The organism is Phocoenobacter uteri (assembly GCF_900454895.1).
GTDB lineage: Bacteria > Pseudomonadota > Gammaproteobacteria > Enterobacterales > Pasteurellaceae > Phocoenobacter > Phocoenobacter uteri.
In genome coordinates this window covers 350,936-373,890 of the sequence record NZ_UGTA01000001.1, presented here as the reverse complement: position 1 = coordinate 373,890, position 22,955 = coordinate 350,936, and the positions used below count along the sequence as shown (strand labels likewise).

The 22,955-nt window shown below is 38.0% G+C and carries 16 protein-coding genes; 3 read left to right on the top strand and 13 right to left on the bottom strand.

Going from position 1 to position 22,955, the window contains the following annotated elements:
• Positions 1-44: 44 nt before the first annotated feature.
• The 12 genes from nrdA to yajC form a co-directional block, all read right to left on the bottom strand.
• A complete protein-coding gene (gene nrdA, locus DYE60_RS01685; protein WP_115314900.1) occupies positions 45-2,315 on the bottom strand; it encodes a class 1a ribonucleoside-diphosphate reductase subunit alpha in 2,271 nt (756 codons plus the stop codon).
• Positions 2,316-2,654: 339 nt separating this feature from the next.
• Positions 2,655-3,062, bottom strand: coding sequence for a dihydroxyacetone kinase phosphoryl donor subunit DhaM (gene dhaM, locus DYE60_RS01680; protein WP_115314899.1), 408 nt, complete (start codon positions 3,060-3,062; stop codon positions 2,655-2,657).
• Positions 3,063-3,695 (bottom strand): dihydroxyacetone kinase subunit DhaL, encoded by a 633-nt coding sequence (dhaL, locus tag DYE60_RS01675; RefSeq protein ID WP_115314898.1) that lies wholly within the window; start codon positions 3,693-3,695, stop codon positions 3,063-3,065. It lies immediately after the preceding gene.
• Between the two features lie 3 nt (positions 3,696-3,698).
• On the bottom strand, positions 3,699-4,769 hold the full coding sequence (dhaK, locus tag DYE60_RS01670) for a dihydroxyacetone kinase subunit DhaK (RefSeq protein ID WP_115314897.1): 1,071 nt from the start codon (positions 4,767-4,769) through the stop codon (positions 3,699-3,701).
• Positions 4,770-4,966: 197 nt separating this feature from the next.
• Positions 4,967-5,497, bottom strand: coding sequence for an inorganic diphosphatase (locus tag DYE60_RS01665; protein WP_115314896.1), 531 nt, complete (start codon positions 5,495-5,497; stop codon positions 4,967-4,969).
• A gap of 50 nt (positions 5,498-5,547) precedes the next feature.
• On the bottom strand, positions 5,548-6,321 hold the full coding sequence (locus tag DYE60_RS01660) for a Zn-ribbon-containing protein (protein WP_115314895.1): 774 nt from the start codon (positions 6,319-6,321) through the stop codon (positions 5,548-5,550).
• Complete coding sequence (locus DYE60_RS01655; protein WP_115314894.1) at positions 6,306-7,286, bottom strand: cation diffusion facilitator family transporter; 981 nt, start codon at positions 7,284-7,286, stop codon at positions 6,306-6,308. The genes DYE60_RS01660 and DYE60_RS01655 overlap by 16 nt, the downstream gene beginning before the upstream one ends.
• A 58-nt stretch (positions 7,287-7,344) precedes the next feature.
• Complete coding sequence (locus DYE60_RS01650; RefSeq protein ID WP_115314893.1) at positions 7,345-7,908, bottom strand: ABC transporter ATPase; 564 nt, start codon at positions 7,906-7,908, stop codon at positions 7,345-7,347.
• 9 nt (positions 7,909-7,917) lie between these two features.
• Positions 7,918-8,721, bottom strand: a complete 804-nt coding sequence (yaaA, locus tag DYE60_RS01645; RefSeq protein WP_115314892.1) for a peroxide stress protein YaaA — start codon at positions 8,719-8,721, stop codon at positions 7,918-7,920.
• A 210-nt stretch (positions 8,722-8,931) separates the two neighbouring features.
• Positions 8,932-9,903 carry a protein translocase subunit SecF gene (gene secF / locus DYE60_RS01640; RefSeq protein ID WP_115314891.1) on the bottom strand — a complete coding sequence of 324 codons (972 nt, stop codon included), beginning with the start codon at positions 9,901-9,903 and terminating at the stop codon, positions 8,932-8,934.
• An 18-nt stretch (positions 9,904-9,921) separates the two neighbouring features.
• Positions 9,922-11,766, bottom strand: coding sequence for a protein translocase subunit SecD (secD, locus tag DYE60_RS01635; RefSeq protein WP_115314890.1), 1,845 nt, complete (start codon positions 11,764-11,766; stop codon positions 9,922-9,924).
• 31 nt (positions 11,767-11,797) lie between these two features.
• Positions 11,798-12,088 carry a preprotein translocase subunit YajC gene (gene yajC / locus DYE60_RS01630; RefSeq protein WP_115314889.1) on the bottom strand — a complete coding sequence of 97 codons (291 nt, stop codon included), beginning with the start codon at positions 12,086-12,088 and terminating at the stop codon, positions 11,798-11,800.
• 165 nt (positions 12,089-12,253) lie between these two features.
• Here yajC and DYE60_RS01625 point away from each other — a divergent pair, with 165 nt between their 5' ends.
• Positions 12,254-12,799, top strand: a complete 546-nt coding sequence (locus DYE60_RS01625) for a YtfJ family protein (protein WP_115314888.1) — start codon at positions 12,254-12,256, stop codon at positions 12,797-12,799.
• A 331-nt stretch (positions 12,800-13,130) separates the two neighbouring features.
• Positions 13,131-21,590 (top strand): YadA-like family protein, encoded by an 8,460-nt coding sequence (locus DYE60_RS01620; RefSeq protein WP_115314887.1) that lies wholly within the window; start codon positions 13,131-13,133, stop codon positions 21,588-21,590.
• Positions 21,591-21,689: 99 nt separating this feature from the next.
• On the opposite strand, the gene grxD is transcribed toward DYE60_RS01620, so the two are convergent.
• Positions 21,690-22,016 (bottom strand): Grx4 family monothiol glutaredoxin, encoded by a 327-nt coding sequence (gene grxD / locus DYE60_RS01615; protein ID WP_115314886.1) that lies wholly within the window; start codon positions 22,014-22,016, stop codon positions 21,690-21,692.
• 121 nt (positions 22,017-22,137) lie between these two features.
• Between grxD and DYE60_RS01610 the strand changes: the two genes are divergently transcribed.
• On the top strand, positions 22,138-22,905 hold the full coding sequence (locus tag DYE60_RS01610; RefSeq protein WP_115314885.1) for a M48 family metallopeptidase: 768 nt from the start codon (positions 22,138-22,140) through the stop codon (positions 22,903-22,905).
• Positions 22,906-22,955: the final 50 nt, after the last annotated feature.

Genomic DNA, 22,955 nt, shown 5'->3' with positions numbered 1-22,955 from the left:
AAAATAGGTATCTAAAAAGATACCTATTTTTCAATGAGATTTAATTAGATCTTACATGCCCCTCCAGCACAGCCATCATCAAGATCGTTCTGTTCATCATCCGCACCATCACGGGTGTTTTGATAATACAAGGTTTTCAATCCATATTTATAAGCAGTTAATAAATCTGCTAAAAGCTGTTTCATCGGCACTTTGCCGTCTGGGAATTTTTGTGGATCATAGTTGGTATTTGCTGAAATCGCTTGATCCACAAATTTTTGCATAATACCTACTAATTGTAAGTAGCCATCATTATTTGGCATATCCCACAATAATTCATAGTTAAGACTTAGATTTTCATAATCTGGCACAACTTGTTTTAAGATACCGTCTTTTGACGCTTTCACACTCACATAACCACGTGGTGGCTCGATACCATTAGTTGCATTTGAAATCTGTGATGAGGTTTCAGATGGCATTAACGCAGTCAAGGTTGAGTTACGCAAACCAAACTGTTGAATGTCTTTACGCAAGCCTTCCCAATCGTAATGCAATGGCTCTTGGGTTAAGCTATCAATGGTTTTCTTATAAGTATCAATCGGTAAAATACCTTGTGCATAAGTAGTCTCATTGAAATACTCACAAGCTCCCTGCTCTTTAGCTAAATTCATTGACGCTTTCAATAAGTAATATTGAATAGCCTCAAAAGTACGGTGCGTTAAATCATTACCGCTTCCATTTGAATAACACGCCCCATTTTTCGCTAAATAATAAGCGAAGTTAATCACGCCAATTCCTAATGAACGGCGAGCAAGCGAGCTAATTCGAGCCGCAGCTACTGGGTAATGTTGGTAATCTAATAACGCATCTAACGCTCTTACTGCAAGATCTGACAGCTCTTCTAATTCATCAAGATTTTCAATTTTTCCTAAGTTAAAAGCTGAAAGCGTACAAAGTGCGATTTCACCATTTTCATCGTGGAAATGCTCTAATGGTTTCGTTGGTAATGCAATTTCCAAGCATAAATTTGATTGGCGAATAGGTGCAACTTTTGGATCAAAAGGTGAATGCGTATTACAGTGATCCACGTTTTGAATATAAATACGTCCTGTTGAAGCACGCTCTTGCATTAACAATGAGAATAATTCTACGGCTTTAATTGAGCGTTTACGGATCGTTGGATCTTGCTCATATTTGGTATAAAGCACATCAAATTTATCTTGATCCGCAAAGAATGCTTCATATAACCCCTCAACATCAGAAGGGCTAAATAACGTAATATTGCCCCCTTTGATCAAGCGTTGATACATTGTTTTATTCAACTGTACACCGTAATCCAAATGACGGACACGGTTGTCTTCAACCCCACGGTTGTTTTTAAGTACTAATAAACTTTCAACTTCTAAGTGCCAGAATGGATAGTAAACTGTTGCCGCACCACCACGCACACCACCCTGTGAACACGATTTAACAGCCGTTTGGAAGTGTTTATAAAATGGGATACACCCTGTGTGGAATGCCTCACCGCCACGAATTTGGCTACCTAAGGCACGAATTGCCCCAGCATTGATCCCAATTCCTGCACGTTGTGAAACATATTTCACAATCGCTGATGAAGTGGCATTGATCGAATCTAAACTGTCCGCACACTCAATCAACACACACGAGCTAAACTGACGAGTTGGAGTACGCACACCAGACATAATCGGTGTTGGTAATGAAATTTTAAAGGTTGATGTTGCATCATAGAAACGCTGAATATAACCCAAACGCGTTTCTTTTGGATATTGTGCAAATAAACTTGCCGCAACTAATAAATATAAAAACTGTGCTGACTCATAAATTTCGCCCGTCACACGATTTTGAACTAAATATTTACCTTCTAACTGCTTAACCGCCGCATAAGAAAAGTTCATATCACGATCGTGAACAAGATAAGTTTCCATTTCTTGCCATTCATCAAAAGAATAATCCGTTAACAATGCACTATCGTATTTTTTTAATTCAACTAATTTTTTAACGTGATCATATAAGCGAGGGGGTTCAAAGCAACCATACGCTTTTTTACGTAAATGGAATACCGCTAAGCGTGCTGCTAAATATTGATAATCTGGTGTTTCTTTACTAATTAAATCTGCTGCTGATTTAATAATGGTTTCATGAATATCAGAGGTACGAATCCCTTCATAAAATTGGATATGCGCTCGTAACTCTACTTGGGATACTGAAACATTATTTAACCCCTCAGCAGCCCACGTAATTACACGGTGAATTTTGTCTAAATTAATTGGCTCTTGTTTACCATCACGTTTAGTTACCATTAACGCACTTGTCATCTGATTATTTCCTTTATATATTTTATTTTCAATGAAATTAGATAATGAAATCATATTGTTATAAAACAATATAATTTAGAATATTGTTATTCCTATTAAATAAGACGGATAATATTAGCATAAAATAAAGCAAAATTTTAAGAGAAAATTCAACAATTTCAACTTCTATTTAAAGATTAACAACTTAACAAAAATCAAGTTTTTTTTGTAAATTTTTATTAAAATATTACCGCTTATTTTAGCAACAAAAAATGGTATAGAAGAGAAACTATCTGCTATCATTATTTAGCCAACAGCATAAATTTAATAACAGATAGTTCTTTTTATAATGACGAGATCTTAAGCTGAAAAACTTAACTTTAATTCGCTACTTGCATTCGCTTCCGCAATCACATTCTCAATATTATCACCCGCTGAAGCGGCTACAACAGCACTTAACGCACCTTCAACTAAAGGGGCATAACAGATTTTTACTTTCTCTGCTATTTCTGATTCGAGCAAATCTAACGCCGTTTCAGCACTTAAAATAGCACTGCCTAAATCAACAAGAATAACCACACCATCAGGTGAAAAGGCCTCTTCAACAGCCTGCATAATTTTCACTGCATCAGTTCCGATAGGATTATGTGGATCATCAAGCCCACCTGCGGCAATCACTTTACAGGTATCCACTTTCATTTGAGAAACAAGTTCAACCACGCCTTCAGCAATTTTTGCACTATGGGATACAATAACAAAATTAACCATTTACTCCTCCGCTGCCTGATGTAACGCTAAAAAGAGATAGCTCACAGAAGTCGCCCCCGGATCTTGATGCCCAATACTCCGTTCGTTCAAATAACTAGCACGCCCTTTTTTGGCTTTTAAAGGAATGGTTGACTCAGCATACTGCTGTGCTTTTTCTGATAGGGCTTTAAAAATAACCTGTGGCGTTTGATTTTCTGCGATCATCTGCTCAAAATCATTTAGAATTGGCAACCACACATCACACATTGTTTTATCGCCCAGTTCTGCACGTCCACGTCCCACAATGCCATCAACACCCGCTTTCAATGATTGATAAAATTCCTCTAATGAAAGACTTTCTTTACCATTAACAATGGTGCTTGCTTTTATGTAAAACGTGCCAAACAATGGACCGCTTGCACCACCAACTTGTGATAATAAGGTCATTCCTGTGGTTTTTAAAATCGTCCCGATATCTTTCTCTTGTACCGTTGGTAATTTTTCCACCACTTTACCAAAACCACGTTGCATATTTAAACCGTGATCAGCGTCACCAATTTCTCGGTCTAACTGGGTTAAATAGTCTTGATGTTGTTCAAAAAGTTGCTGGCTATTTTGAAGCCACTGAATAATCTGCTGTTTTGTAATTTCCATAGACTACTCTCCCCAATGCATTGCTGGTGTATTTACAGGGCTATCCCATAAGGCTAAATCGTCATCATCCACTTTTAATAATGTAATCGACATACCTTGCATATCTAAGGAAGTACAATAAGAGCCCACTAAATTACGCTCGATAGTTAAACCAAATTTTTCACAGCATTCAGTCAATTTGTTATACACGCCGTATAATTCAGACAATGGCACAGCGCCCAAATTATTCACTAAGACAATGACACGATCGCCTTTTTGTAAAGCTTGTTTAGACACTTGTTCTTCCAGCCACGTTAAATTTTCATTATCCCAACGGCGAATCAAACGTTGATAATCGCCATTTTCAATCAACGTGGTAAACATTTGCTCAACAGTAGTATCTAAATCTTTATACTCACGACGTTCAATACCAGGTTCGCCGTGAATACCCACGCCAAATTCCATTTCATTTTCAGCCAAAGTAAATGATGGCTTACCTGCTGCTGGCACGGTACAAGCCCCCAACGCAACGCCTAATGAATGCCCATTATTATTTAATTTCTGACCTAAGGCTTCCAGTTGTTCTAATGAATAGCCTTTTTCTGCTGCAGCACCAAGAATTTTTTCAATCAATACTGTATTAGCCACCCCACGACGACCTGCTGTATATAAACTGTCTTTTACCGCAACATCATCATCAACCAATACCGTCGCAACTTTTGTACCGCATTCCGCTAACAATTCAGTGGCTGTTTCAAAATTTAGCACATCACCGGTGTAGTTTTTAATAAGTAACAGAACGCCTTCACCACTATCCACCGACATCGCACATTCAAACATTTGATCAGGTGTTGGTGAAGTAAAAATTTCCCCTGGACAAGCACCATCTAGCATACCCTTTCCAACAAAACCTGCGTGCATAGGCTCGTGACCACTACCGCCACCTGAAATAATTGCTACTTTTCCTTGTACTGGACTATCAACACGTTTCACAAAAACAGGTTCAGTATTTAACACTAAATTTGGACAAGATTTAATTAAACCCTGAATTTGCTCTTTTAATACAAGATCAACTGAATTGATGAGTTTTTTCATTGGAGAGCTCCTTTGATTAAAAAATAATTGTAATATTAAGATCTGTTTCGCATATTACTCATCGTTATTTTTTTATCAAATAGAGATGTCTAAAAATGTGAAGTGACCCACATTTTTCGCAAGTTAAATTCTAAAAATAAAAAAATGGCACAAACTTATCATTTGTGCCATTTTATCTGTCTATTGATAAAAACGAATTATTTATCTTTCCAGCGTTGAATAGATTCTTTGATCACTTCTTTTGCTTCTTCAACATCGCCCCAAGAGGTTACTTGTGTTGTGCCTGCTTTTTTAAGATCTTTATAGTGATTGAAATGGAATTCAATTTGTGAAATCAACTGTTTTGGTAAATCAGCTAATGTTTTGTATGCATTACCGTTGTTACGGTCATCTGCTGGTACACAAACAATTTTATCATCCACTTCGCCATCATCAACGAATTTCATCACACCGATTACACGTGCTTCTAAGAAAACACCTGTTGCAAGTGGTTGCTCAGTAACCAATAATACGTCTAATTCATCACCATCTTCATCTAATGTTTGTGGAATGAAGCCGTAGTTTGTTGGTTTTGCAAAAATTGCTGGCTCAACACGGTCTAATTGGAAACAAGCTAATTCTCTGTTCCATTCAATTTTGTGGTTGCTCCCTGCTGGGATTTCGTTTACTACATTGATAATGCCGCCATCAACGTCGCCAGCATCTAAAATTTTATTAAAATCTGCCATAAAAATATCCTTAATAAGTGATTAAAAAAACGGGCGAATTATATCAGTTATTACAACACTTCCCAACTCAAATTAGAAATTAAACGGCATTTATCGCACTTAAAATAAAAAATTTCGTGGATGGGTTCATCTAATTTCCAGTTACCCCCACAATTTGGGCATTTACGATTATGTTCAAACTCGGCATCTTTCCCTAAACGGTACAAATAATAATAGGTTGGTTTTTTAGTTACGTTTTCAATTTCCTGACATAACGCTCTACCTTGTTGAGTAAGCTCGCTGTTGTGTTCAGAAATTTGTGTTAACGCCATTTCTTCAAGGGTTGAGCCGTTCATTTGTAACTGATCGCACGCTTGCCAATCTTCCTGCCATTTAATGATTTTTGCAGAAAGTTGCTGATTAGATTGCGTGATTTCATACAAAGGCAAAGGTAAAAAATCGTGGCTATTAAACACAGGTGAGCAAGAGTCTAAATGCGTGGTGTAAAGTAATAAACAGAGTGTTTCAGCACGATTACTGGTTACATCAGCACGATAATCTTTCCCAACTAATTCAACGCCTGATAATTTCACACCATAGTGTTCAGCATTTAATAAAGCTTCATTCACTTCATCACTGTTATATTTTTTCATTAAGCTATCTTGACGAGGAATGGCTAAATTCACTTGAAAATAGGCTTCATCAACAGACTGAAAATGGGTAACCCCCGCTTCTCGCCCGATCATTTGCCCGTTTTCTCGCCATTGATTCACAATGTTAAAAATCAATGAGGTAAAGTTTTCATCAAAATAAGGGTAACTAAATTTGGCTATCGCTTGGTACATTTTTCTTGCTCTTCTAATTGTTGTTGTATTTTTTCTCTCATCTGTTGCATTTCGACTTCAACAACAGAGGTCGGCTCTTGATGTAAAATCACTTCTGAAAGCGGGAAGGCAGACAGCAATTTTTTCTCTAAACTATCGGTAATCTCGTGGGCTTCCACTAGAGATAAATGATCGTCTAATTCCATATGTAATTGAATAAAACGCACCGCACCCGCTCGACGCGTTTTGAGATCGTGAATACTTAATACATCAGGATGATGTTCTACAATTTCCCAAATTTGATTGATTTCTTCTTCTGGCAAAGCACGATCTAATAACATTTGCACCGCTTCCCAAGCCACTTTAATTGCATTGACCAAAATATAAAGAGCAATTGCAATCGCAAAAATAGCATCCGCATAGATAAAACCATAAAGATCTAATCCCATTGCAATTAAAATCGCAATATTCATCAAAATATCCGTTTGATAATTCAAAATATCGGCTTGAATAACAGGGCTTTGCACCAGTTTTAAGACTCTATATTGATAAAGAACCAATCCCGCCGTCAGAATAATAGAAATCACACTCACAATAATCGCCAACTCTGTCTGATGTACTGCTTGTGGATCATATAAACGTTGAATGCCGTGCAATAATAGGAAAAGTGCTGAGCCAGTAATAAATGTGCCTTGTGCCAATGCCGCAAGGGATTCCGCTTTGCTATGCCCAAAAGAGTGATTGTCATCGGCGGGCTTTAAGGCAAAACGCAACACCAGAATATTCATGACAGAAGCACAAACATCAAGTAATGAGTCGGTCATTGCCGCTAAAATGGAGATGGAATCGGTAATCCACCACACCGCTATTTTAAATAACAACAAAAGCCCTGCAACCACAACAGCAAGTGTTGTAGCACGAGTGACAAGGGTTTTGTATTGCTCTGTTGCCTGTTTATTTATTTCAATATGATCGTTATGTTGCATTTTATCTATTTCATTGTTGGTGCGTATGACATACGCTTTTTAAATATTATTTTTATAATTATTGGCACGCAATTTGCCAAGCTAATTGATTAAATTTTTGCATTAGTTTAGCTATATCATTTTTATAAGCGGTTAAATTTTGTAAATTTTTTGCAAAATATGACCGCTTGGTTGCGTACTGTATTTCAGCAAAACCACAGTCTAAATTACGTCCACGAGACACATCTAATTGAATGTTTTGTTCTCGTTGAGTCGGTGGATATAAAATCTCACTGCGTAATTCATCATTTACAACCTGTAATTTTGCGATGGTTTTTGGTTGCTGTTTAAATATTTTTTCTCGCAAAGCAAGACGTTGAGCTAAGGTTTTATGCTGACTATTTTTATCCAAAAAAATCAAAATTCCCTGTTGCCAATGCTCAGGATTCACTTTTTCATCATCAGGCAAATATAACAAATGTTGCATTTCATCAAGTTGATTATGGCTTGCTTTCACATATTCTTTTCCCTCAAATCTAATTTTATTAGGAATTTGAAAAGTACTTGATGATGAAACTTGATTCACACAAGCGGTCAAAAATAAACAACAATTTACTAAAATAAAAGATTTAAGGATTTTCATTTTCAACTCTTAGCTATTCATCTCTTTATGTGCTAACGCCTCAATTTCAGTGCGTTTAAACACCCAATCCGTTGCCGTTGAATTTTCTTCATCAAACCAGTATCCACCAAGATTGAAATCTTTTAATTTTTCAACATCGCTTAACTGATTTTTTAAGATAAAGCGTACCATCATTCCACGTGCTTTTTTAGCATAAAAACTGATTGTTTTAAATTTACCGTTTTTCTCATCTAAAAAAATCGGCTTGATAATGGTTGCGTTTAATTCTTTGGTTTTCACAGAATTAAAATATTCATCGGACGCAAGATTAACCAAAATGTTATCGCCTTGCTCATCTAATCTTTTTTGTACTTCTTTGGTAATGATATTTCCCCAAAAGTCATACAAATTTTTTCCTTTTGGATTAGCTAATTTAGTCCCCATTTCTAGGCGATAAGGTTGCATTAAATCCAGAGGGCGTAATAAACCATAAAGCCCTGAAAGCATTGCTAGGTGAGATTGAGAAAAGTTAATTTCAGCCTCATTCAAACTCTCTGCATCAAGCCCTGTGTAAACATCACCTTTAAAAGCAAATAAGGCTTGTTTTGCGTTAGTGTCGTTATGTTCAAGTTGCCATTCGCCAAAACGAACCACGTTTAAGGTTGCCAATTTATCGCTGATTTTCATTAAACTGGCGACATCTTGTGGCGATAATTTTTTACAAATATCAATTAACTGCTGGCTAGAAGCGGTTAAATTTGGTTGTGTTTTTGCAAAATTTGGAGCGGGGGTTTTGTAATCTAATGTTTTTGCTGGGGATATAATTGCTAACATACTCTTTTCCAGTGTTGATAAATTTAGTCTAAATAAAGAAAGGCAGAATAAATCTGCCTTGATATTAAATATATTTGCGGGAGGATATTCCATTCACTTTGCTTATTCAATCCTCCCCTACAATCAAATGATATGTAATCAAAAATTTGTAGAGAAGCATTAGCAAATTTATTTGCGGATATGCTCCCGTTATCTCTTATTCAAGAAGCCTTAATAATTCACAAAGGCTTCTTGCTCTGCACCTTCTTTTTCTACAACTGGTGGGATCATATGATCACGTGTTAAACCTAATTGTAAAGCAACTGAAATTGCGATATAGATTGATGAATACGTACCAAATCCGATACCAATTAACAATGCAAGTGAGAAGCTATGCAATGTTGAACCACCAAGCCAGAATAACGCAAGTAGTACCATTAAGGTCGTCACAGAGGTCATCAATGTACGAGAAAGTGTCTGACTTAATGAAATATCAATGATTTCAAGCGTGTTAGAACGGCGTACTTTTCGGAAGTTTTCACGCACACGGTCAAATACCACGATACTGTCGTTTAATGAGTAGCCCACCACCGATAAAATCGCTGCCACAAAGGTTAAATCAATCTCAATTTGTAAGAATGAAAAAATCCCGATGGTAACGATGACATCGTGGAATAATGCCGCAATACCACCAACAGCCAAACGCCATTCAAAACGTAATCCAACATACAGTAGTAACATACCTAATGTTGCCAACGTTCCGTAAATAGCACTTTCTGTTAGCTCTTTACCGACATTTGGCCCTACAAACTCAACACTTTGAATCTCTGCTTTTTCATCAATTTTTTGGTGAATAATTTCGATGACTTTCGCACTTACTTTATTATCTGCTTCAGATGCTGGCAAGCGGATCATTAAGTCTTTTGTGCCACCTAAGGTTTGTACGATTGCACTTGAATAACCATTTTTATCCAATTCAGAGCGAACTTTACCTAAATCTGCCGATTGTGAAAAGGTTGTTTCAATTACTGTACCACCGGTGAAATCCAGCCCCCAGTTTAATCCTTTTGTTGCAATAAAGAAGATACTGAGTACGGTCACAATAAGAGAAAAAATATAACCGATCATTCGGTATTTCATAAATGGTAGCAGTTTATAAGGAAGCTTAATATCTGCTACATTTTGTTGTTTTTGTGTTGTCATTTTATTTTTCCTTACCCCTTAGATCCACAGTTTCTTCACGCGTTTTCCGCCATATACCCAGTTTACGAGCATACGAGTTCCGGTAATCGCCGTAAACATTGAGATCATTACACCAAGAGAAAGTGTCACCGCAAATCCTTTAATTGGACCTGTTCCCACTGCATAAAGAATCAATGCTGTTAAGATTGTGGTTAAGTTTGAATCGAAGATACTTGAAAATGCACCACTATACCCTTCGCTAATTGCTTGTTGTACGGAGCGACCATTACGAATTTCTTCTTTAATACGCTCATAAATCAGTACGTTTGCATCAACAGACATACCCACTGAAAGCACGATCCCTGCAATACCTGGCATTGTTAGCGTCGCACCGATCAATGACATTAAGCCAATGGTTAAAACCATATTCACCACTAATGCAGCCGCAGCAAATAAACCAAAAACTTTATAATAAACTAAACAGAATACGATAGTTAAAGCTAAACCTAATAATGAAGCATTGATACCTTGAGCAACATTATCTGCACCTAATGATGCACCTACTGTGTGTTCTTGAACAATCACGATAGGGGCAATCAATGCACCTGAACGTAATAATACCGCTAAGTTTTGGGCTTCTGCTGAAGAGTCAATTCCGGTAATTTGGAACTGGCTACCAAAACGACCTTGAATGGTTGCAACGTTAATCACTTCTTCGTGTTTATCTAAGATAACTTTACCATTTGCGTCTTTTTTACCTGAATCTTTATATTCACGGTAAAGAGTTGCCATTGGTTTTTTTAATGCACGTTTGGTGGTTTCCGCCATTAAATTACCACCTTCACTATCAAGTTTGATACTTACTTGTGGCAATCCTCTGTCATCCTTACCTGCAGTTGCATCGATAATATGCTCACCACCGACTTCCGCTTTACGGAAAAGTAATACAGGGCGGCCTTCTTTATCTAGCTTCAACTCTGAGTTTGCAGGAATAATGCCTTGTGCAACCAAACCTTGATTTGCTTCGGTATTCACTAAACGGAATTCTAAGGTTGCTGTTGCACCTAGAATCTCTTTAGCTCGAGCCGTATCTTGTACACCTGGTAATTCAACGACAATACGATCCGCACCTTGACGTTGAATCGTTGGTTCTGACACCCCTAATTCTTCCACACGTTTACGTAAAATAGAAAGGTTTTGTTCAATGGCAGCACTGCGTGTATTAGCTAAACTGCTTGCAGAAGGTTTTAATAACAATATTTCAGAAGATGGATAGGTTACTTCTAAATCATTGTGCATTTTACGAATAAAACGAAACGCCTTATCTGCTGTTTCTGAATCATTAAAAACGATCTCAGTTGCAAATTTAGGTAATTTTTTGACCGCTTTATATTTCAAACGCTCTTTGCGTAATTCTGTGCGTAAACTATCCTGTAAAATTTCTTGCTGTTTTGCTAAGCTTGTATTCATATCCACTTCCATTAAGAAGCGAACACCACCTAACAAGTCTAAACCGCGACGCATTGGCTTACCACCAATTTCAGAAAGCCAGCTTGGTGTTGCAGGTGCTAAGTTTAACGCAACGGAATAATCATTCCCTAAAACATCAGCAATTTTTTCTTTAACCGGAAGTTGCTCATCTTCATTTTCAAGGCGAACTAAAATTGCGCCTTTATCAAGAGAAACTGCTTTTGGATTGATTTTCATTGAAGATAAAACACTTTGTACTTCTGAAAGTGTTTCAGGAGTGGCTGAATGACCGCGTGTACCTGAGATTTGTACTGATGGGTCTTCACCGTATAAATTTGGAAGGGCATATAATGCACCAATGGCGACCATAAAGATCACCATTAGGTTCTTCCATAAAGGAAAACGATTTAACACAATTTAATCCTGTATTAAAAATTTAAAAAAATTAAAGTGATTTAACTGAACCTTTTGGTAAAGTTGCCACAACGAAATCACGACGAACAGTTACTTCTGTTGTTTCATTTAATGCCATAACGATACTTTCATCTGCTACTTTGGTAATTTTACCCATTAAGCCACCGTTAATTAACACTTCATCACCTTTTGAAAGGCTATCTAAAAGTGCTTTTTGTTCTTTTTGACGTTTAGCTTGTGGACGATAAACCATAAAATAGAAAATTCCACCAAAAATAACTAACATTAAAATCATTTGCATTGTACCGCCTTGCGCGCCCATAAAAACTCCTTAAAATTTTAAATTAAAAATGCCGTGCTAAAATATCATAAAATCAACACTTAGACGAGTAAAATCTATGAAGAGGTAAAACCAGCTTACTCTCTTTTGATTTTGTTTGCTAAAATGGTGTCTCAACTTAATAAATTCAATAGTAAAAGGTTAAAAATGAAAAAATTATTTGCATTATTCGCTGTTATTTCACCACTTGCAATGGCTCACAACATTCAATTAAATCACACTCTGCCAACTGTTGCCGTTGTTGATGATGGCGAACTCATCGCTCATAACGATAAAATCGTTTATCAAAAATGGGCTTCAAACGCATTAAAAGGCAAAGTTAGAATTGTGAATCACTTTGCTGGGACAAGCAGTGCAAAAGAAAAAAACAGTGCCTTGATTGACGCAATTCGCCACGCACATTTTGATCGTACAACTTATCAGACTACCACCATTATCAATGTTGATGAAGCCACTTTTGGTACTGGAATGTTTGTAAAAAGCAAAGCGGAAAAGGGAAAATTAAAAAATGCTCATAGCCAAGTGATATTAGATCAAAAAGGTGCTGTGAAAAAAGCGTGGAATTTAAACTCAAAAGATAATTTTGTCGCTGTTTTAGATAAAAATGGAAAAGTAAAATTTGTGTTTGATGGAAAACTTTCAAATAAACAAATAGATGAAGTAATTCAATTAGTTAAAGTTCTGTCTTATTAGTATAAAATCATAAAAAACAACTGGCGTTTTAGTTTTAGTAAATTATTCACATTACTCAAAAACGCCATTTCCTATAAATTTTTCTCACATTGATAATCTTATAAAACAAATACCACATCCCTTCATTTACTATTATCAGAAATTAGCTCTCCCACAAAAAAAACCGAACAAATCCCCACCAAACACAGCTGTCATTTTAAACAACTTTTTTGCAATTTGTTGACAAAAATCAAACAAATCTCGCACAAGAAACACACAGTCGATTGAATTTTGTTCATGTGAGGGTAAAATATTTTGTTCATTTTACACACACAAAAAATAAAGGTTATATATGAAAAATAACAATCTAACCATAGCAACTACTTTACTTTTATCTCTTACAACTGGCTCAGCCTTTGGTGCTGGTGCAAAAATAAATACAAATAACGGCACAATTTCTACTGAAACAGGTATTGGTAACGGATCACTCGTGATAGGTTCAGGCACTGCCATTAGTGCAAATGCCATCGTAAGTGGAATGACTAATATGATTAACGGTGGCTCTTCAAATTCTCTTGCTCTTGGTGGAGCAGAACTCAGCATATCAAGTCCTAATTCAGGCATTATTGCTGGATGGAAGAATAAAACGACAAGTACAGCTGAAAGAAGTGGGATTTTAGCTGGGGTGAGCCACACAATCAAAGCTTATGACAGTGCCATTGTGGGCGGTGGTGATCAAGGAAATGGAAATACGATTGAATATACTGGAGAAAATTCGGTTATTGCAGGAGGAATGAGAAATACGACCGCAGGGCGAGATTCTGGTATGCTTGGTGGCGAAAGAAACACAATTAACTCAGGCAGTGAACAATCGACCATTGTGGGCGGAATTCATAACACCATCGCGGCTTCTGTTACTAATGCAACCATATTAGCAGGAGAATATGGCAATGTGAGCCAACGTAATTCTGCGGTATTGGCGGGTTCACACGGTACGGTTAGTCAAGCAAACGCTGTGGTACTCGGGGGAGAAACAAACAATGTAAGCGGTCAAAAATCCAGTATTTTAGGAGGAAGAAATAATAACGTGAGCGGTTGGTCGTCAAGTGTTGTTGGGGGTGAAAGTAACTATGTTGATAGAAATGAGTCCGTTGTTTTGGGGGGAAATAGTAACCGAATTGAATCAACGGATGGGAGAGCGCATCGTTCAGGGATTATGGGCGGAGAAACTAACATTATAAAAGCAGCCAAGCGCTCAGTTATTCTAGGTGGTGTAGAAAATAAAATCGCGGACGAAGAAGGAACTTATACCGGTGATGTGTCTATTATTGGTGGGATAGAAAATAAAGCGACGGGATGGGCATCATCGATCATTGGCGGAAGTCAAAATGAAATTGTGAAAAATGCCCATCGTGCAGGCATTCTTGGCGGGGAACATAACCTTATAAAAAAAAATGCAGAAAAATCGGGAATTGTTGCAGGTGCAAACAATGTTATCAATGAAAATACACGTTGGGCAGGGATATTATCTGGCTATAACCACAACATAACAGGCAATTTCAGTGGTGTGGTTGCAGGACAAAATGGAATGATTAAAGCACCACAATCCGCCATTCTCGCAGGAGAAAGTAATACCATTGAAACCAATGGAGAGCGCGCTATCATCGCAGGGGGGCAACAAAACCGTGTTGAGGGGCAACGTTCTTCAATTATTGGGGGCTTTGAGAATGTGGTTACACACGCGTCATCGGGGGTCTTTTCCGGTTGGCGAAATCAGATTAAAGAAAATTTTTCAACCGCGGTAGGGGGCGAGAATAATATCGTCACTCAACATCATTCAACGATTGTGGGTGGTAAAGGAAATCAGGTTAAATCTATCGCATCCGGTATTGTTGCAGGTGAAAATAATGTGCTGAATGAAAATGCGCATTTTTCTAGTGTGGTAGGCGGTTACAATAATGCTTCAAATGCACAAAAATCCGTGGTTCTCGGCGGAAATACGAACACGATTAAAGTAAATGCCCACAATTCCGGCATTTTAGCGGGGCAAACCAATACTATCGAAGAAAACTTTCAATTTTCAGGGATTGTTGCAGGGCATAATAATACCGTTAGAAATCATAAAGCGGTGATTGCGGGAGGGAATAATAATGAAATTAGTGGAGAAAAATCGGTCATTCTCGGAGGAAATACCAATACCATAAAAACAAATGCTCAAAATTCAGGAATTTTAGGTGGGCAAGCAAATAGCATAGAACAAAATTCACAATATTCTGGCATTATTGCAGGACATAATAACACGGTAAATAGTCACAGAGCGGTTATCGTTGGAGGGAGTACAAATAATGTGAACGGAGATAGATCCGTTATATTAGGTGGAAATACAAATACCGTAAAAACCAATGCTCAAAATTCGGGAATCCTAATGGGCGAACGCAATAATATAGAAGCAGGTATGCATTATTCTAGTATTGTTGGGGGGCAAGATAATACAGTAAACAACCATAGAGCAAGTATCATAGGTGGTCATTCAAATAATGTAAGTGGGGATCGCGCAGTTATTCTTGGAGGATATAGCAACAATGGAAGTGGTTTAGATTCCGCAATGCTCGGAGGTCACACCAACATTGCAAGCGGAGAACGAAGCCTTGTCGCGGGCGGACATCAAAACCACGCCACAGGCTTTGAGTCTGCGGTTATGGGCGGCAGAATAAATAAAGCGGAAGCGCATTATTCAAGTACAATTGGTGGATATAACAATGAAGCAAAAGCACAAGATACATTTGTCGCAGGAGGACATCATAATATTGTCAGCGGTACTGAATCTGCCATTATTGGAGGAACAAATAATACCGCAAGCAGTTCAAATTCGTCCGTAATTAGTGGATATCAAAACTCAACAGCCGGAAATAATTCAACCGTTTTAGGTGGAAATACAAATACCGTAAAAAACAATGCTCAAAACTCAGGCATTCTTATGGGTGAACGTAATAAGATAGATGAAAATATGCACTATTCTAGCATTGTCGGAGGACAAGACAATAGAATACAACACTATCGAGCAAGCATTGTAGGTGGTCGTCTCAATAATGTCAGCGGAGACAGTTCTGCTATCATTGGGGGAGCTGAAAATAATGTAAGTCAAGCGCAAACCGTTATTCTTGGAGGAACAAAAAATACGGGAAGCGGTTTACAGTCCGCAATGCTCGGAGGGCATACCAATATTGCAAGTGGAGAACGAAGCGTTGTCGCAGGCGGACATCAAAACCACGCCACAGGATTTGAATCTGCGGTTATGGGCGGAAGAGTAAATAAAGCGGAAGCGCATTATTCAAGTACAATTGGTGGATATAACAATGAAGCAAAAGCACAAGATACATTTGTAGCAGGAGGACATCATAATATTGCCAGCAGTGCTGAATCTACCATTATTGGCGGAACAAATAACGCAGTAAAAGGAAATAACTCAACCGTTTTAGGCGGAAACACAAATACCGTAAACACCAACGCTCAAAACTCTGGCATTCTTGTAGGTGAACGTAATAAGATAGATGAAAATATGCACTATTCTAGCATTGTCGGAGGACAAGACAATAGAATACAACACTATCGAGCAAGCATTATAGGTGGTCGTCTCAATAATGTCAGCGGAGACAGTTCTGCTATCATTGGGGGAACTGAAAATAATGTAAGCCAAGCGCAAGCCGTTATTCTTGGAGGAACAAAAAATACGGGAAGCGGTTTACAGTCCGCAATGCTCGGAGGGCACACCAATATTGCAAGCGGAGAACGAAGCGTTGTCGCAGGCGGACATCAAAACCACGCCACAGGCTTTGAATCTGCGGTTATGGGCGGCAGAATAAATAAAGCGGAAGCGCATTATTCAAGTGCGATAGGCGGATATAACAATGAAGCAAAAGCACAGGATACATTTGTAGCTGGGGGACATCACAATATTGTCAGCGGTACTGAATCTGCCATTATTGGCGGAACAAATAACACCACAAGTGGTTCAGCTTCTGCCATCCTTAGCGGAGTAAATAATTCGACAGGAGGAAATGGCTCAACGGTTTTAGGCGGAAATACCAATACTGTAAAAGCAAATGCGCACAATTCAGGAATTCTTGCGGGTCAAGCAAATAACATTGAAGAAGGATTTCAATATTCCGCTATTGTCGCAGGACATAATAATACTGTGAGAAATCACAGAGCCGTTGTTGTTGGCGGTAGTGCGAATAATGTCAGTGGGAATCGCGCAGTCATTCTTGGCGGAATATCAAATAATGGCAGTGGTCCAGAATCTGCAATGCTCGGAGGGCATACCAATATTGCAAGTGGAGAACGAAGTGTTGTCGCAGGCGGACATCAAAACCACGCCACAGGCTTTGAGTCTGCAGTTATGGGTGGAAGAGTAAATAAAGCGGAAGCACATTATTCAAGTGCGGTTGGAGGACATAACAATGAAGCAAAAGCACAGGATACCTTTGTGGCAGGTGGGCAGTATAATATCGTCAGCGGTACTGAGTCTGCCATTATTGGCGGGACAAATAACACCTCAAGCGGTTCAGCTTCTGCCGTCCTTAGCGGAATAAATAATTCAGCTGAAGGAAATAACTCAACTGTTTTAGGCGGAAACAGAAATACTGTAAAAGCAAATGCGCATAATTCAGGGATTCTCGCGGGTCAAGCAAATAACATCGAAGAAGGATTCCAAGATTCCGCTATTGTCGCAGGACATAATAATACCGTGAGAAATCACAGAGCTGTTGTTGTTGGCGGAATATATAATTCATCTGAAGGAAATAGCTCAGCTGTTATAGGCGGAAACAGAAATACTGTAAAAGCAAATGCACACTATTCGGGAATTCTCGTGGGTCAAGAAAATAACATTGAAGAAGAATTTCAATATTCTGCTATCGTCGCAGGACATAATAATACCGTGAGAAATCACAAAGCCGTTATTGTTGGCGGTAGTGCGAATAATGTAAGCGGAGATGGCACTGCTATTTTAGGTGGATATAACAACAATGGAAGTGGTTTACAATCTGCAATTCTCGGGGGACACTCTAATATTGCAAGCGGAGAAAGAAGCATTGTGGCAGGCGGAAGTCAAAACCAAGCAACAGGCTTTGAATCTGCGGTTATGGGTGGAAGAGTAAATACAGCGGAAGCACATTATTCAAGTGCGATTGGAGGACATAACAATGAAGCAAAAGCACCGGATGCTTTTGTAGCAGGAGGACACAATAATATTGTCAGCGGTACAGAATCTGTTATCAATGGTGGATATAGAAATCGTGTGACGCATAGTTCATCAGGAATATTGGGAGGAAGTAACAACCAAGTTACCAATAATTTTTCTGCTGTTATAGGGGGACAATCAAATATTGCAAGCGGAAGCCATTCAACCATAAACGGTGGTCAAACTAACCTGATCGCCAAAAATCACGCAGGTATTTTAGCAGGACAAGGCAACAAAATTGAAGGAGATGGTTACTGGTCTACCATCTCAGGAGGACATACAAACACCGTCACAGGCAGATTTTCTACTATTTCAGGAGGTCAAGAAAATCAGGTTAAATCACAAAAATCAGGCATAGTGGCTGGAGCATATAATACGCTCAATGAAAATGCCCATCAGTCTGGTATTTTAGGTGGCGATCACAATACGGTTGACGCGCAAAATTCCGCCATTATTGCAGGCTCTCGTAATACCATCACGAATGCGGGCACAAATGCAGCTATTTTAGGCGGTAGAAATAACACTGTTTCAGCAGAACTCAGTGGTGTAATTGGAGGTGAAAGAAATACAGTTTCAGGTTCAAAATCTTACACTATCGGAAGCAATAATACACTTTCATCAACCAATGATTTTGCACTGGGTACCCACAACACGTTATCCGGATTAAATAACTACGCTTTCGGTGCACATAATACCGCCACAGGCAATAATGTGTATATTTTGGGCTCAAATGTGAATGCGGGAAATACATCTAATGCGGTCGTGTTAGGCGATAATTCAACAGCTATCGCCAATGCCATTTCCGTTGGTTCAGCAACAGCACCGAGAAAAATTCATCACGTGGCTGATGGAGAAATTTCGGATAATTCATTGGAAGCAGTCAACGGTTCACAAGTCACAACGCTAAAAGAAAAAACCGGCACCGCTAATCAAACTTATATGGTGGTTAAACGAGATCCAACCCAAGAAAATGGCGCGAATCCGCACACTGCAAACCATAGAAAATATTATGAAATTGGTTTAACCGATGAAGCGACAACCGCGATTACGAATGCCAAAGATATTCCAGCAATGAAAGCAGACATTGCAAATAATCAAACAGCAATCGCTAGAAAATTAAACAAAGATGATTTAATGAAGCTGATTTCTGATGATCTAACAATTTCACAAAATGGCACAGAAGTCACCGAAGGTGATTTAGCTAATACGACAAAAGCCAATGTGAAATTAGCCTTAAAACCTATCTCAGAGGATAAGCTCGATCAAGCATTAAAAAATAAAATCAATGCGGTTACCAATGTAATGGGAGGCGTAATTGCGCCTGACGGCACCGCAAATTCAGATAAAGCGGTGGCAGGCAAAGATATTCATCACTATTTAACGCAAAATTATTACGGCAAACAAGACACCGATAATAAATTGAATGAAAAAGTGAGTACATCTGCAATGAATCACAGCTTAACGTCGCAAACGTTGGAGGTGTCTGGAAACGGTAAAAATAAATTGCTAGACGATATTACTCTTGAAGTCAAAAACAACGCTATCACTATGGAAAAACTCGCGGATGAAGTGAAAAATGATATCAACAGCAGACTGAAAAAAGATAATCTCAATGGTTCAGCAACGGTTGAGGTGACCAAAGATCCAACCAATAACAATGTGACGTTTGCCGTTGCGAATAATAGTATCGGTTCAACACAACTTGATGAGGCCACAAATAGCATTTTAAACAGAGTGGGAACAGGCAATGTCGCCACTGGAAATCAAAATACGATTACCGGAGAAACCGCATTTAATGCAATCAAGCAAGCTAAAACCAAAGTGCATAAAACGGGAAAATACATCACACTAACTGATGTGAAACAAACGGATGATACAACGGCGAATGAATACACCGTTGGTTTAAACTTAAACGAAGTGAAAACGGATTTAGCGACTGGCTCAATCACAGGCACGGGTATTTCAGTGACAGGAGGCGATAATACCACCTTTAAAAATGTACAATTAGCGATTAAGGATAATGCGATCACCTCTGGCAAAATTGCCAATGGTAATGTCACCAAAGAGAAACTCGCGAACGATGTTCAAACCACGCTAAATCAGGTTGAAACCAATAAAAACAATCTTGCGGATCACTCGGCTAAAATCGAGAAAAATAAAAATGATATCGCAGGAAATTCTGCAAAAATCACTGAAAATAAAACCGCTATCGCAGAAAATAAAAACAAGATTGTCGATAATAAAAATGCGATTGATCGCAATAAAGCGAATATCACAGAAAATAAAACGGCAATCGCCTCTAACAAAGCAGATATTGCAAATAATGTGAAAAAGATTATCGCGAATGAACAAAATATCGCGGAAAATTCTGCAAAAATTACTGAAAATCAAACCGCTATCGCAAAAAATAAAACGGAGCTTGCTAAAAAGGTAGGGATTGATGATATGAATGCATCACTCACCTCTCAAAGTATTGAAGTGACAGGCGAAGGGGCAAATAAACTGTTCAAAGGCATTAACATTGAAGTGAAAACGGATGGGACGATTACTGACAACGAGACTAAAGTCGTCAGTGGTGGCACAGTAAAAGCCTATTTAGATAAAAATCACTATACCAAAGCGAAAACCGATGAACTATTAAATACGAAAGTAAACCGTGCTGATATGAATAAATCCCTTACTGGCGAAGGCATTCACGTTTCTGGTGTTGGTGCAAATCAATTATTAGGCGATGTAAAATTATCCATTGCTGATAATGCGATCACAACGGCAAAAATAAAGGATAGAAACGTCACCAAAGCAAAATTGAGTGATGATATTCAAGCAACGTTAAATCAGGTGGCAACAAATCAAGCAAGCATTACAAGTAACAAAACAAAAATTGCAAAAAATTCTGCAAAAATCATAAAAAATCAGACCGCTATCGAAAATAATCAAACACAAATAACGGAAAATAAAACACAAATTGTAAATAATGCTCAAAATATTACCGCTAATACACAAGGTATTGTACAAAATAAGGCCGAGCTAACCCAAAAAGTAAATATAGCGGATATGAACGGTAAATTGACTTCACGCAGTATTACGGTAACAGGTACGGGACGAGAAAGATTACTTGATAACGTAAATATTGAAGTAAATAAAAACCTAACAGGTATGAACAGCATTTCATTTAATAATGGTGTATCAATTAGCAATAATGGTTTGAATAATGGAGGGAAAAAAATTGTCAACGTGGCTAATGGGAAAGTCTCAAAAACCTCAAAAGAAGCCGTAAATGGTAGCCAATTACACCAAGCTATCGCCACACTGACCAAAGCTAATACAGAAGCAACCAAAAGAGCAATTTCAGGGGCAACTATTGCTGGAGCAATGGCAAATTTACCACAAGAATATCTTCCAGGTCGTTCAATGGCTGCCGTTGGTTCAGCGTATTATCGTGGCACAACTGCTCTTGCAGTGGGTGTTTCAACAGTTTCTGACAATGGAAAATGGATTTTTAAAACATCCCTAAGTTCAGATTTTAAAGAAGATACAATGATTGGTGCAGGGGCTGGATATAGCTGGTAATCCTTACATATAAAATAAGAAAAATCCCAAAAGTAAAAATATTACTTTTGGGATTTTATTACCCTATTTTTCCAAACTCAATCTTATAAAAAATGCAGTTTATGCTGGGTGTTTTTCAGCAACTTCTTTTAATAAAGTTTGTAATTCGCCTTTTTGGAACATTTCTAAAATAATATCACATCCTCCAACAAGTTCTCCTTCAACCCAAAGTTGTGGAAATGTTGGCCATTGTGCATATTTTGGTAATTCAGAACGAATATCTGGATTTGCTAGAATATCTACATAACCGAAAGGTACTTTACAGTTAATTAACGCTTCTACTGCACGAGCAGAAAAACCACAAGATGGGAATTTTGGCGAACCTTTCATATAAATAAGAATAGGATTTTCACTAATTTGTTTTTTAATTTTGTCGATTGTTTCCATTGTAAACCTCAAATTGTAAATAGATTCGCATTCTAACAAATTTTTTATCAAAACTTAACCTCTTATTTATTATTCAAAATTAAGGTAAAATAAGGTGTCTTTATTCAATTTAGGAGTTTTTATGAAATTCAAGCAATATTTAGGCTTAATAGTGCTATCTGCTGTCGCCTTAACGGGTTGTACCTCAACCAATCAAATTAACAATGAAGCTGCAAGCAGTTATGCTCAAGTTGTCGCAAAAGCAAAATCAGAAGGTGTTATTGATACAAAATCAAATACAGCAAAACGTATCAATAATGTCTTTAATAAAATACTCCCTTACGCAAAACAAGCAAACCAAACTGGCGTGCCGTTTCAATGGCAAATGACGGTAGCAAAATCTAAAGAATTAAATGCGTGGGCAATGCCTGGTGGAAAAATGATGGTTTACACAGGCTTAGTCGATCGTTTAAAGCTATCTGATCCTGAAATTGCAACAGTAATCGGACACGAAATGGCTCACGCGTTGAAAGAACACAGTAAATCTTCTCGCACTTTAAGTGTCACTACTGGGATCGTTGCTCAATTAGGTAAAATTGCCCTTTCTACGCAAGGAATTTCCACCAATATTGGCGGAATTGATATGGTTGATTTAACGCGTGATCTTGCCTTAGATAAACCATTTTCTCGCCATCACGAAGCTGAAGCAGATGAAGTTGGATTGATGTTAATGGCTCAAGCTGGCTACAATCCGAGCTTTGCTCCTAATGTTTGGACAAAAATGACAAAAGTCGCTGGTGGTTCTGGTAGCTCAATCTTTTCCACTCACCCAAGCAATGCCGAACGTCAAGAAAATTTACAACGCTTATTACCGGAAGCGATGAAAATTTATCAAAATGCGAAAAAATAATCATCAAATCAACTAACTTTGTGTCGCTTATTGCTACATTCAACAGTAGA